The following is a 14147-nucleotide window of genomic DNA, read 5'->3' as shown; positions in this document are numbered from 1 at the left end:
TAAATGTGACTATCCAATTATAAAGATGACATTCGCTGAAGGATGTTTATACTGTGTTGTAAAAATTACTATAAAAACCCGTCAAGTTTGAAATGTTAACTAAGTAATTGAAATATTGAAAGCCTAGCTGTGAATTGAAATAGCTATTGGTTGAATCAAAAGTTTAGCCGCCGATTAAGTTCAGTAATAGTGTATCTAATAAAACCCTTACAGTTAATTTCTAAAAAAATTGTAATGGAACGTTCAACCATGTTAGTTCATCGTGAATCACGGGAACAATAGCAACAGTTGAATAGCTGACCGTAATCTAAGCTGACCGAAATCTATTGTTACCTGGAGCCATTGAGACGATCTTTATGCCAGCAACATCTTTTTATACAGACACCCCCTACAACACCAAAAAGTCTAGCCAGGCTTTGGACTCGGATCTCACGGTTGATGACAGTGAGTTATCGGTAGATGACCTACACGAGCTAGAGATGGCTTCTGTTGACAATGCTAACTTTGCTACTAGCACCAACCGTCGGAGTACAGACCTAGTACGTCTATATCTTCAAGAAATTGGTCGGGTTCGCTTGTTAGGGCGCGATGAAGAGGTTTCAGAAGCTCAAAAAGTCCAACGCTACTTGCGGATGCGGATAGTACTTGCTAACGCCGCAAAACAAGGGGATGAAGTGATTACGCCCTATCTTCGGTTAATTGAAGTTCAAGAACGTCTTACCTCGGAACTGGGACATCGCCCATCTTTGGAAAGATGGGCTGCTACTGCTGAGATAGTTTTATCCGATCTTAGGCCGACTTTGGCAAATGGCAAACGTCGCTGGGCTGAAATCGCTAAGTTGACAGTAGAAGAGTTGGAACAAGTTCAATCCCAAGGACTCCAAGCAAAAGAACACATGATTAAGGCGAATCTTCGTCTGGTTGTGTCTGTTGCTAAGAAATATCAAAATCGTGGTTTGGAATTGTTGGATTTAGTCCAAGAAGGTACATTAGGTTTGGAGCGGGCTGTAGAAAAATTTGACCCAACTAAGGGTTATCGCTTCAGTACCTATGCTTACTGGTGGATTCGTCAGGGAATTACACGGGCGATCGCTACTTCTAGTCGCACGATCCGCCTACCGGTTCATATTACCGAAAAGTTAAACAAAATCAAAAAAGCCCAACGCAAAATTGCTCAAGAAAAAGGTCGCACCCCAACTTTAGAAGATTTAGCAACTGAGTTAGAGATGACACCGACCCAAGTACGAGAAGTTTTGTTGCGGGTTCCTCGCTCCGTTTCTTTGGAAACCAAAGTCGGAAAAGATAAAGACACTGAGTTAGGCGAATTACTCGAGACTGACAGTGTAACTCCAGAAGAGATGTTAATGCGAGAATCTTTACAAAAAGATTTGCATCATCTTCTGTCAGATTTGACTAGCCGAGAGCGCGATGTAATTCTGATGCGGTTTGGTTTAGCAGATGGTCATCCTTATTCTTTAGCAGAAATTGGCCGCGCTCTTGACTTATCGCGCGAACGAGTCCGCCAAATTGAATCCAAGGCTTTGCAAAAGCTACGTCAACCCAAGCGCCGCAACCTCATCCGCGACTATTTGGAGTCTCTAAGTTAGTCATTTCTTACAAAGTTCTGATGCCTACGGCGGGCTGCGCCAACGCCGGAAACCGACGCTCAACGCCAGTTTGCCCAAGTCGGGAAACCCTTCCTGTGCGACTGGCTCGACTTTGCGCTTTGTCATTATAAAACTACACTTGACAATTGACTGGGGACAAAAGACTGATTTTATCCTAAGTTAAAAGCCTTTTATCGGCTTACAGCTAATAATTGGCATTAAATTTTATAGGAGTTTCTCCCAAATATCTTGAAGGTGGGGAGCAACTAAGTAATCCAAATTTAACTTATGCAAAATTCAAAGTCAAGGGATGCAATCGTTATAAGTATCCTAACTATTAGCTGTATGCAAATTAAATGTATTACAGTTTATTACTTGAATTTTGCTCAAGATTTGATGAATTGTTCTTAAATATTTAGTAAGAATTCTCAATAGGCAATGATTGTTGCAAATTGCTCAAAAGATTTGTTATATTCTCAATTAACGATATTTGTTGAGAAATATTAGTATGACTGTCTACACAACTACTTCACTTAAGGCAGAATTGAACGACCGAGGCTGGCGTTTAACTCCTCAGCGCGAAACAATTTTACACATTTTTCAAGAACTTCCGCAAGGTGAACATCTGAGTGCTGAGGATCTTTATCATCGGCTAGAAACTGATGGTGAAGGGATCAGTCTATCAACTATTTATCGGACTTTGAAGTTGATGGCCAGGATGGGAATTTTAAGGGAACTAGAATTGGGCGAGGGACATAAGCATTATGAGATCAACCAGCCCTATCCCCACCATCACCATCACTTAATTTGTGTTCGATGCAACTCAACTATTGAGTTTAAAAATGACTCAATTTTAAAAATTGGGTCAAAAACTGCTCAAAAAGAAGGTTTTCACTTACTGGACTGTCAAATGACCATTCATGCAGTGTGTCCCAAGTGCCAGCGAGCGCTGATGCCGCTTTAGCACTTGGGTGAATAAATAAGACGAAACTACTCAAATTAACCAAAGAATTGGAATTCTGAGCAGTTCGTAATTTGCTGTTATTAGAGGCAAGCAAGCAGTTGGCAAGTGATACTAAAAACACCAAAGCGGATGTCAAAAGCGTCCGCTCTTAAGATCCTTGAGACTGATGCCATAGAATTCCTGGGCTTGTTTAATCGCTTTTTTGGTGTCATCAGCCATCACACCATTCAACTTGCCTTTATAAAAACCCCGCTCCCGTAGTCGGGTTTGAATTTCTAAGGTATTAAATTCGCTTTTGCTAGTAGTATTAACTGAGCTATATAACTTAGCTCGTGTAGTTGGGCCAGCAACACCACTTGCTGTTAAGAAATTAGCTGACTGAAATCTCTTGACAGCATCAGCAGTATAGGGTCCATAGTAGCCATTTGGCTCTCCCTCTAAATATCCTGCCTGGATCAATTGTTCTTGAACAACTCTAACTGGCTCACCGCGATCGCCTACACGAAGTTTGTCTCGATTGACTACCTTTTTGGGAGCCTCTTCTCCATCACCGATGCCAACTCCTGGCAATTTACTGAATGTTGCTGGGCCTGCAATTCCATCAACGCTTAATTTGTAAGAATCTTGGAACCGTTTGACAGATTCTTCAGTAATCGGGCCAAATATGCCTGTGGCGTTTCCGTAATAAAAGCCTGCGATTCTTAACCGTTCTTGCAAAGCTCTGACATCTTCACCTTCATCTCCCTTTGCAAGATAGTTGGGATTTGATCGCTTGCTAGTGGCTAAATTAGTGGTGCTAGGCTTTTTAGCTTGTGCGCTTACAGCAGTAGTTTTTTTAGCTTGTGTAGCGACAGTTGTGGGCTTTTTCGCTTGCCAATTTTCTAATTTTTGCAGAGTATTTCCTCCAACAATGCCGTCCACTGGTAAACCAGCGGCCTTTTGGAAGCGCCGCACAGCTTCTTGTGTAGATGCGTCATATACTTGGGTAACAGAAGCTTGGTAAAAACCTGCTGTTTTCAAGTTTTGTTGTAGATTTCTCACAGAAGGGCCTTGATCGCCTTTTTCTAGTGCCATGACGCTGCTGACAGCGCCAAGAATAGATAAAGACAGAGCAAGGGGCAACATATACTTCCAAGCTCTACCTGAAAGCCTTTTCCAGTCTGGTGCAGCTGCGTCCTTAAACAAAGAACTAAGGGAGACCAATTCACTGGGTGTACTGTCTTCGTAGGCGAAAGCTAGGTGCAAATACGCAAGATTCTCCATATTTTTTTCCTACACCATTGATTTTTCTTCGATAACTGCTTCAGCTTGATGTACCAAGTTTCTCAAAGCTTCTAATGTTCCTATATTTACATCCTCCCATAAATTGCGCTTGTGTGCTTCTAATAATTTTTCAGCAATATCACGCAGTGCGTAAGGGTTCTTTTGCTGAATAAATTCTACAACAACTGGATCGAGTAAATAAGCTTCCACTATGCCTTGATACATGTAATCTTCGACACATTTAGCTGTTGCATCGTAGGCGAATAGATAATCTACCGTCGCCGCCATTTCAAAAGCTCCTTTGTAACCGTGGCGCATAACTCCTGCAATCCACTTGGGATTAACTACGCGAGAACGATAGACTCGTGCAATTTCTGCTTTCAGTTGACGAATGCGTGGTTGGGCGGGTGTAGAATTATCACCAAAATAAGTTTGGGGATTTTTTCCCTGTAGAGAACGCACCGCCACTGTTAAACCACCCTGAAATTGGTAATAATCATCAGAATCGAGTAGGTCGTGTTCGCGGTTATCTTGATTGTGCAGGACAATTTGCATTTGCGCCAAGCGTTGCTCGAAGGCTTCGGGATTAAGGACTGGGGAAGGTGGGGCCCCCTCTGGGGATAAGGGGTAATGGGGACTGGGGACTGAGGATTGGGGACTGGGGACTGGAAATTGGGGGGAAATTTTATCCTCCCTTGCTCCCCCTGCTCCCCCTGCCTCCCCTGCTCCTCTGCTCCCCTGCTCCCCTGCCCCCGCTCCCGAAGAATAGGCGTAAGAACTCCAGTTAATGTAGGCGCGGGCTAAATCTTGGTCGTCTGTCCAGTTTTGCGATTCGATTAAACCTTGGAGTCCTGCGCCGTAAGCACCTGGACGAGAACCAAAGATGCGATAGCGCGATCGCACCACGGCTGCTTCTAAAGTTAATCCTTGGCTTGTCCACAAATCAGTTTCTTGGCGAACTGCATCTGCTAGGGGATTTTGTTCTGGCGGTTCATCCAAGTCTGCCACTGCTGATACTGCTTGATCGAATAAGTCAATTAAGTTGGGAAAAGCATCACGGAAGAATCCCGAAATTCTCAAGGTGACATCTACACGGGGACGCCCTAAAATCGCTAGGGGCAAAATTTCAAAATCCACTACTCGCCGTGCTGCACCATCCCATACAGGTTGAACTCCAAGTAAAGCCAAGGCTTCAGCTATATCATCACCGCCAGTTCTCATGGTAGCTGTGCCCCACATTGATAAGCCTAGTGTTTTGGGATATTCACCATGCTCTTGAGTGTAATATTCCACGAGGGTTTCAGCAGCTTTTCTGCCGATATCCCAAGCTGTCTCTGTGGGAATGGCGCGAATATCGACAGAATAAAAGTTTTTCCCTGTTGGGAGAACTTCGGGGCGGCCGCGGGTGGGTGCACCAGATGGAGCGCTGGGGACATACCCACCATCGAGTCCGTGTAGTAAATGGGTGATTTCTTCGGGGGTTTTTTGTAAAGCTGGAAGTAGGCGATCGCGTATCCAGGTAGATACGCGATTCATCGCGTCTGTACAAGATTCCTGATTTCTAAATTCTGAATTCTGAATTCTGAATTCTGAGTCCTGATTTATTAGTTTTTCTACTAGGAGGGCGGCGTGTTCTTCTAGGACTTCGACGATATCGCCGAAGGTGCGGCATTCTGTGCCATTGACTATTGAGTATTCACCGCTAGGCATTGACAAATCGGCTGTGAGGGGATCGAAGTCTAAACCCCAATCTTGAGCTATGGCGCGGGTAATACCTGAAGAATGGCGATTGGGTATGCGAGCGATCGCTACTATTAAATCCCTTAGTTGCCGTCCTTGGGGACATTGCCCAAAAATGTGCAAGCCATCGCGGATTTGGGCTTCTTTTAATTCACAAAGATAGCCACCGATGGAATTCAAAATTAAAGATTCAGAATTAAAAATTTCTGTTTCATTTGCGATTCCTAAATCTAGATGGAGATTTTCTTTGATTATCAGTTCGTGGATGCGATCGCGAATCACTGGCAAACGCGAAGGATCTAAACTATCTGCTTCGTAATATTCATCAATCAAATTTTCTAACTGTTGCAAAGAACCGTAGAGTTCCGCACGAGTCATCGGCGGCGTGAGGTGATCTATAATCACCGCTTGAGCGCGACGTTTGGCTTGGGAACCTTCACCAGGATCATTGACAATAAATGGGTAGAGATGGGGAAGTGCGCCAAAAGCCACTTCTGGATAACAATTGCTCGATAAAGCCACACTTTTACCCGGTAGCCATTCTAGATTTCCGTGTTTTCCTACATGAACTACAGCATCAGCACCAAAAGTTTCTCTGACCCAATAATAGAAAGCTAAATAAGCATGAGTTGGTTCTAAATCCGGTGCATGATAATTCAAACTGGGGTCATTATCATAACCCCTTGCTGGCTGAATTCCCACGAAAATGTTGCCGAGTTGAATTCCGGGAACGGGAATTGGGGATTGGGGATTGGGAATTGGGGATTGGGGATTAGGTATTGAGTATTTGGTATTACTTTCGTCTCCCCTGTTTTCTTTTTCCCCAGTCCCCAGTCCCCAGTCCCCAGTCCCTATTCCCCAGTCCCTATTCCCCAGTCCCCAACGTTCACTAATACCTTGTTGCACTGCTGGCGGTAATGAAGCGAAATATTCTTGATATTCTTCCCAAGAAACACTTTGGTGTACCGGAAGCCATTCTCTACCTTCCGGATCGTTAGTTACACCATCTGTCAGCCGTTGAATCAACTCGTCTCCTTGAGCAGGTGGATTTTCTACTTCATACCCAGCTTGATGTAAAGCTTGCAGGATTTCTACACAACTAGCTGGGGTGTCCAGTCCCACACCATTGGCGAGGCGGCCATTGCGGTTGGGGTAGTTTGCCAAAATTAGGGCAATTCGCCGTTCCTGGGGTGGTTTGGAACGTAAACGCGCCCAATTTGCTGCTAGTTTAGCAACGAACTCGATGCGATCGCTCACTGGTTCATAAATTACCACATCTGTCTCTAAATGGGGATTACGAGTTTGTAATGCTTTAAAAGACACAGCACGAGTAATAATCCGCCCATCTACTTCTGGTAGCGCCACATTCATCCCAATATCGCGGGGAGAAAGCCCTTGAAATTGTGACTCCCACTGCTCAATTGAGCCGCCACTGAGGATCACCTGCAATACAGGCACATCTAATTTTTGCCACAGGTCGGTTTGGGGTGTTTCGCTTTCCAAGCGTGCTAGAGAAAAACTGGTGGTATTTAGCAGCACGGCTATTGATTCAGCTTCTTTGGGTTGGAAAAATTCACTCAACTCAACTTGTACATCTGGTTCGCGCAATGAGGAAACAAACACTGGCACTGGTTGTAAATTTTTCTGTACCAAAGCTTCGCATAAAGCATCAATTACTTTAGTGTTTCCCGCTAAATAATGAGCGCGGTAGAAAAGGATGCCAATTTTGGGGATTGGGGATTGGGAGATTTGAGGTTCTGAGGTGGATGAACAAAGTTCCGAGGTGGATTCATCCAGTTCAAAGGTGGATGAACAGAGTTCCGAGGTGGATGAACGAGTATCTGAGGTGGATGAACGGAGTTCTTCTACCCGTCTGCTCCCCTGCTCCTTCACTCCCCACTCATATAATCCCACACGCCCAATTGGCCTCGGTGGCGGGGGATTATACGCAGTTAATAAGCAACTATCGGAGATAAATTGCAGAGCATTAACGAAATTTTCTACGCCACCTTCGCTAAAATACTGCCATACCTGGTTAACAACACCCAAGGGCACGGTAGACTGGGAAATTAAATCGGGATCAAAAGCGTCATCCCCTGGCATTACAATAAGGGTTCTACCATTACGTTGCACAATTTCTTGCACTACTTCTAAGCCATAACCCCAATAAGAGCGTCCTCCTAGTAGGCGCAAAATAATTACTTGGGCAAGTTCTAAAACTTGCTCTCCATAAGTATCTATACTTAATTGTTGCTGTAACTGCAACAGGTTGGCAACTCTTAATGCCGGAAAGCTTGGAGGTAATTTTGCCACCGCAGCCGCCAAGGTTTGAATATCTGTATCAGCAGCCGTAATCAACACGAAAGGCGCTGGAGTTTGTTCTAGAAAAATTAAACCCTCTGACTGATTCCATCCACCCGATGTGCTACTTGTACGATGCATAATCCTGTCTTACCGTTTTAAAATTGTTGGTTAGTAGATAATCAAAACAAACTTTTTTTCCCTGGATTCAGCCCCTTTTTACCAAAATAACTGAAAATGCTTAGTTCTCCTGGTTTGAGCTTTTCTCGAACCTTGCCTATTGTTGTATTTAATCAGCTTGGGGAGTTGTTAGAACAGATGGCTCAAACGGTGGAAAGTGCGGCTATAGTACTGACTGAAGCTGTGCTAGTGCGGAATTTTACACCTGTAGAGTGGCAAAGGCAAAGTTTTACGCTAGTAGTTTTTGAGCAGCTTAGTGCGCTCTTGGTAGGAAACTTTGAGGAGGAGGGGAGGAGGGGAGCAAGGGAACAGAGGAGCAAGAAATTTACTCAGCACTCAATGCTCAGTTAACGTTTAATTTGGAGGCGATCGCTTCTTTTATCTACCAATTGAGAGACTTGTTTGAGTGCGATTCTTATACTTACCAAAATCTCCAAGGCTATCGGCAAATTATTAGACCGAATGATGCTACGCTCCAAAGTCAATTCTCGCTATTGTTATTAGAATATCTCCTAACTCAGCCAAACCAAGAAATAATAGCAGATCCAAGCCCAATTGGGCCGGCAGCTTATATCTGTCAACCAGTGGAAGATGCTTTAAAAAAACAGATTTCCCAAGAGCGGCTATTAAATCAGGTAACAACGCAGATCCGCAAAAGCCTAGATTTACCCGTGATTATGGCAACGGCAATTACACAGGTACGTGAGTTTCTAGAATTAGACAGATTAGTAATCTATAAATTTGCAGGTTCCCAAGTTAAGGCTCAACAAGATGATTCTGAGACTATTCCCCTGAATGAAACAGCACTACCAACAGATATGGAACTATCAGTTAGGGAATCTGTTGAAATAAATTTTTCTATACACGAAAACAACGGTAAACACTCGCCTTTTACATCAGTCAATAATCAACCTCTACTAAGAGACTACCAAAAGTATGGAGGTTATATTGTCCATGAAGCCCGTGCTACAGATGCTATTACATCGGTATTGAATTACACGGAAAAAAATTGCTTTATCCGCACCTCTCAGTGTTGGGAGAAGTATCGCCAAGGCTTTACTTTAGCTGTGGATGATGTCGAAAAAACTTATGCTTTGGAAGAGTGTTTGTTGAATTTTTTAAGGGAATGCCAAGTTAGGGCTAAGTTGGCTGCACCGATTATGTTTGAGGACAAACTGTGGGGATTGCTGATTGCTCATCAGTGCGATCGCCCATATCAGTGGAATGATAGCGAAAAAAATTTGCTGGTTGCGATCGCAGAACAATTAGCGATCGCTATTCACCAAGCTGAGTTAATGCAAACGCTCACCCAAGAAAAACAAAATCTCGAACAACGAGTTATTGAGCGCACAATGGCTCTGCGTGATGCTCTTTTAGCCGCCGAAGCTGCTTATCTGTTTCTTTAATTTGAGGCTAGGCTAATTAGCATTTTTTCAAATATTTTCAACACAGACTCTTCTCCATTGTCTCTAATAAAAAGGCTAAAATTTGGATGAGAGTTGATTTCAATTAACCAATATTGATTATCTCGATCTAACACGATATCAAAACCACCATAATCAAGGTCTAACTCTTGGAAAACTGGTTGAGCAAAATTAGCAATATCTGATAGTATTTGTGGATCGTTGATATATTTGGCTTTCGCACCATCCCAGTGTAAAGGACTGAGATTACCGACAAACTTGGCATCAGTTATATCTTTTTCATAAAGCAAAACTAACTCTTTATTTAAGAAAACCGCTCTATATTCAGATTTGATGTGAATAAATTCTTGAGCAAGAGCGACGTAATCATACTTTTGATTAATATTAAAAATTTCTGTTAAAGCGGTTTCAATTTCATCTATATTTTCACATAAAAAGACATTATGCCCACCCGCGCCAGAATTCCTTTTAATAATCACTGGTATTTCAAAATTTTCTTTAATTTCTAATACGATATCTTGAATAGTTGGAAATTTTAAGTAAATCTTATATCGAGTATCACAAAAAGGGGAAATAAAACCTACTGTCCGAGGAAGTTTAATTTTTTTATTTAAAACCTGATAAGTGTATTCTTTGTCTTTGACAAGGTGTGCTACTGCTTGATTAAGTAACGGAGTACTATAGTTACAAAAATAATGCTGTTTACTATTCAATTTTATTTTGATTAAGTTTTCAGATGGATGAAGAATTTCATAGCTGATATTTAAGTTTTCACAAGCTTTGAGCAATAGGGAAACGTTGTCTAACATAAATACTTAAAGTTAAACGTCTAAATTAAAAATTACGAATTATTTTAACTTGTTGTTTGGCGTTTAAAAATTACTATCTCAGTCCCAACAACCGGATTACGAGCTATCAGACTATTTTGAGAATCGATAACTTCTAAATGAGTAAAATCAAGTTCTTGAGAGCGTTGTAATATCTTTGCAGCTAGTTCGTCTTGCTGAGATTCATTGAGAGTGTACCAATCATCACTAATTTTGACAGTCAAATTACTTGTACGGAAGTTGGCTTGAATTGACTTTATCAGACCAGAGGCAATGCGATCGCTAATTTCGACTACCTGATTTTCAATAGCCGCAATCAAAGCTTGTTCGGGTGTCAATTCTATGATTGGTGTCAGCGTTGGTGTTGGGATTGGTGTTGGCGTAGGAATTGGTTCTAGTTCTGGCGTTGGTGGGGTAGTTTGTACTTCTGGCGGCGGTGTAATTTCCTTTAGTGGCTGTGGTTCTGGTGCGACTGACTCCGGTGGAGTAGTTACCGTTGGTGTTTGTATCGGAACCTCTTCAACTGGGGGAACAGTTGCTACTTCCGTAGGTTTACCAGTAAAGATAGTTGTAGTTGTCCAAACAAGAATTACAGCAATTCCAGTTACAATTCCCGTCAAAGCTGTATCTGATAACTTTGTTGACAAATTTGATGGTAAAAATAAGCGGATTGTCCTTAACAATCCACCCCACCACAACTGAAGCTGCTGAAAAAAACCAGGTTTTTCCTCAGTACCAGGTGGGGGTACTGTCTCTAGTTTTTCCACCGTTACTTCTAAAACCCCAATCGTCCCTTGGAGAAGTTGGATAATTTGAGCCTTCCAAAATGGCTGAACTCTCTGGTAAGGTTTTTGGGGAGGTTGAGTTATCTGCTCATCCGTCGGTTTTGACTGATTGTCTTGTGACATGGAACTTTCACCAAAAGCAGCGAATCAAAGACAAACAACGTACATTATTACTGTTGCTGCCTTCTTTTGCCTTAATGTATCATTTCATTGCCATTGTTTCCGCTATGACTATTTATTAAATTTGGTGACTTATGAAACTCAAACGCCGTCAATTTGTATTTTTAAGTAGCATCAGCGCCATCAGTACAGGATTTTTAAGCTGGATGTTTGCTCATCAAAATCATCAAAGTGCTGATATTAGTGATTCAACAACAGCTATAGCCGCCAACCCAGCCAAAAAAGACTTGTTATTACGTTTTGTGTCCGTAGCAGATACGGGAACTGGGGCTAAAGGACAGTATGCTGTGGCTAGAGCAATGAATGCATATCATCAGAAAAATTTTTATGATTTAGTCGTTTTAGCTGGAGACAACATTTACAATAACGGCGAAATTGAGAAAATTAATGCAGTTTTTGAGCGTCCCTATCAAGGTTTACTCAAGCAAGGCGTGAAATTTCAGGCTTGTTTAGGTAATCACGATATTCGTACTGCCAATGGCGATCCACAAGTCAAGTATGCTGGCTTTAATATGAAGGGACGTTACTATACATTTCGCCGTGGAACTGTACAATTTTTTGCTTTAGATACTAACAGTAATGCTGATTGGAAAAACCAGCTACCTTGGTTAGAAAAAGAATTAAGTCTAAGTAATGCTCCTTGGAAAGTAGTGTTTGGTCATCATCCGATTTATTCATCGGGTCAGTATGGGAGTAATCCAGATTTTATTGAAACTTTTACTCCTCTATTTAAAAAATACGGCGTTCAACTTTACATCAATGGTCACGAACATAGTTATGAACGTACTCGTGCTATTGATGGGACAACTTACTTAATTTGTGGTGCAGGTGCAGGTAATCGTCCTGTAGGGCGTTCTGAGTGGACAGGATATTCGACGAGTGATTTAAGTTTTGCCTCTTATGAAGTGTATAAAGATAGAATAGAAATAAGTGCGATCGCTACTGATAATCGCCTTTTTGATAAAGGCATTATTCAGTTGAAATCAACATAATTATTATGAAATTCAAGTGCTTGAAAATGTAATCTTTCCGTGGAATCGGTAATTTGACGCTGGAGTTCAATGATTTGATAAAAGTTAACAGATTAAATGTCATTCTGTATGTAAAATATAGATATATGTTTCAATTAAATAGTTAAAGCAGATATACTCATTCGGCGGAAGGAAATTCTCAACCGATGAAGCACATTAAAAAGAGTCAAAAGCTAGAAAAACCTGTAGTACATGATGCTTCATATTAAACCTAGTCTAGAACCAGATTTTGAAGCTGCTTTCAAAAAAGCTCTAATCTGTCGAATGATAGATTAGTAAGTTTTTAACAAGTCATACAATTTTTAATTGTAGCGATCGCTCCTTAATTAATAGAGATTAGTAAACAAAATCACTTTGGATTAAAATTATTTCAATTAAATTGCAATACATGGATTAATATTATGCATAAAGTTTCCCAGAAGACTATACAAGCAGCACAAAAACATGCTCAGGAATTACTTGAGCAAGGCAAAGGAGTAAAAGAGTTGGGTGAAAGTTTACAAACAGATGACCAAACTAGTTCCCAACAAGGTAAATGCATTGAAGATTGCGGAGAAAGTATCCAGAAGCAAGCGCAGAAAGCCAAAGATTTGACGAAAAAATTAGCAGAAGATGGCTCAACAGAAGTGTTTATAGAGGCAGTACAGCAGCATATAAATATAAATCAAGCTTATATTGAGGCAACTAAGGAATTTCAAAAGACATTGCCCCTTCCTGTTAGAAATCGCTCCTCTAAGGAATGCGAATGAAAGTGATGGCTTTTTTACAGGTATTGTTTTGAATCCTGTCAAAAGCTGAATTCTAAGAGGATATCTGAAAAGTTTTTTGTATACACTGAACGCTTAGAGATCCCCTAAATCCTCATTAAAAAGGGGGATTTTAAGGCTCTTATTCTTCCTTTTTTAAGGGGATGAGGGGGGATAAACCAATATTTGATACTTCTCAGACATCCTTTAACTACTAACCGCAAACAAAGCATCTTCAATTCTGCTCCTAAATTATTTGTTGTTAATGGCTAGCAACATCATTTTTTACCAAAACTGCTAAACAGCAACAACTAGCAGCTAACTTGATTGGACTTAAAGCTTCACTTTTTAATACAATAAAAGCGCCTAATCCGATAAGAACAAAAGGTACAAGATTACTAACATAGCGAGTTAATACATCAGCTATGACTCTGTTATTAGTTAATTTGGATGCAGCGTAGCACCAAACTCCTAACAATAGGAAAAATAATCCAACAATTACTAAAAAAGTCTCTAAGTTGCTACTAGCAAATAAAGGCACGTAGACACTAATATTATCGCTACCATTGGCAATTGTAACGGCTGCCACACTATAAGCTTGGGGAGAAAAAAAACTAATAATTGTTGATGCTTCAGTTTCTTCTGTTTCAGCTACAACTTCTTTTGATGAATCTTCTTCCCAATTCACTAAGCTACTGATACCTATAGACAATGGTAGTAGCCCAAGTAATCCAATCCAGTTTTTTGATAAAACTAACCCACCAAATAAACCAGGAAGACTAAGAATTAACAAAACCGTAAAACCTAGAAACTGACCAGTAACTATATGTCGGGGGCGAAAGTTAGCATTTATTTGAGAAAAAAACAATAATAGAATGACAATATCATCAATGTTAGTGGCAATGAACGCAATTGACCCTGTAGTAATTGCAGTAACTAACTCGTTCATATTTTAAGAGAAACATAGACATGCTTTTACGTATTGGGGAGCATCTTACCCTGCGGTCAGCTATTTTAACTAATTATTGAGCAAGGCATCAAAAGCAGAAACTACATAACTTTACTCACAATTAAATTGTATACACTCTGTATACAATTT

The 14147-nt window shown here is 41.1% G+C and carries 9 protein-coding genes and 1 pseudogene; 5 read left to right on the top strand and 5 right to left on the bottom strand.

Annotated elements, in window-relative coordinates:
• The first annotated feature begins 356 nt into the window (after nt 1-356).
• Together sigC and V7K79_RS00680 are read left to right on the top strand one after the other, a co-directional pair.
• Nucleotides 357-1607 carry an RNA polymerase sigma factor SigC gene (sigC, locus tag V7K79_RS00685; protein ID WP_335043735.1) on the top strand — a complete coding sequence of 417 codons (1251 nt, stop codon included), beginning with the start codon at nt 357-359 and terminating at the stop codon, nt 1605-1607.
• A 508-nt stretch (nt 1608-2115) separates the two neighbouring features.
• Nucleotides 2116-2571 carry a Fur family transcriptional regulator gene (locus V7K79_RS00680; RefSeq protein ID WP_292844215.1) on the top strand — a complete coding sequence of 152 codons (456 nt, stop codon included), beginning with the start codon at nt 2116-2118 and terminating at the stop codon, nt 2569-2571.
• 132 nt (nt 2572-2703) lie between these two features.
• Here V7K79_RS00680 and V7K79_RS00675 read toward each other — a convergent pair whose 3' ends face one another.
• A complete protein-coding gene (locus tag V7K79_RS00675) occupies nt 2704-3834 on the bottom strand; it encodes a peptidoglycan-binding domain-containing protein (RefSeq protein ID WP_335043733.1) in 1131 nt (376 codons plus the stop codon).
• A gap of 9 nt (nt 3835-3843) precedes the next feature.
• Nucleotides 3844-8016, bottom strand: coding sequence for a cobaltochelatase subunit CobN (gene cobN / locus V7K79_RS00670; protein ID WP_335043731.1), 4173 nt, complete (start codon nt 8014-8016; stop codon nt 3844-3846).
• A gap of 96 nt (nt 8017-8112) precedes the next feature.
• Here cobN and V7K79_RS00665 point away from each other — a divergent pair.
• Nucleotides 8113-9446: pseudogene (locus tag V7K79_RS00665) on the top strand (GAF domain-containing protein); the annotation flags it as partial.
• An 11-nt stretch (nt 9447-9457) separates the two neighbouring features.
• Here the strand turns inward: V7K79_RS00665 and V7K79_RS00660 are convergent.
• Complete coding sequence (locus tag V7K79_RS00660) at nt 9458-10288, bottom strand: ATP-grasp domain-containing protein (protein WP_335043729.1); 831 nt, start codon at nt 10286-10288, stop codon at nt 9458-9460.
• Between the two features lie 44 nt (nt 10289-10332).
• A complete protein-coding gene (locus V7K79_RS00655; protein ID WP_335043727.1) occupies nt 10333-11214 on the bottom strand; it encodes a hypothetical protein in 882 nt (293 codons plus the stop codon).
• Nucleotides 11215-11345: 131 nt separating this feature from the next.
• On the opposite strand from V7K79_RS00655, the gene V7K79_RS00650 reads away from it, so the two are divergent.
• Together V7K79_RS00650 and V7K79_RS00645 are read left to right on the top strand one after the other, a co-directional pair.
• On the top strand, nt 11346-12263 hold the full coding sequence (locus tag V7K79_RS00650) for a metallophosphoesterase family protein (protein WP_335043725.1): 918 nt from the start codon (nt 11346-11348) through the stop codon (nt 12261-12263).
• Nucleotides 12264-12703: 440 nt separating this feature from the next.
• Nucleotides 12704-13051, top strand: a complete 348-nt coding sequence (locus V7K79_RS00645; RefSeq protein WP_335043724.1) for a hypothetical protein — start codon at nt 12704-12706, stop codon at nt 13049-13051.
• Nucleotides 13052-13310: 259 nt separating this feature from the next.
• Here V7K79_RS00645 and V7K79_RS00640 read toward each other — a convergent pair whose 3' ends face one another.
• Nucleotides 13311-13997: a cadmium resistance transporter gene (locus tag V7K79_RS00640; RefSeq protein WP_335043722.1), complete on the bottom strand. Its 687-nt coding sequence runs from the start codon at nt 13995-13997 to the stop codon at nt 13311-13313.
• Between the last annotated feature and the right edge of the window lie 150 nt (nt 13998-14147).

It is taken from the genome of Nostoc sp., assembly GCF_036917575.1.
GTDB lineage: Bacteria > Cyanobacteriota > Cyanobacteriia > Cyanobacteriales > Nostocaceae > Nostoc.
This window is presented reverse-complemented; position numbering and strand designations above follow the sequence as displayed.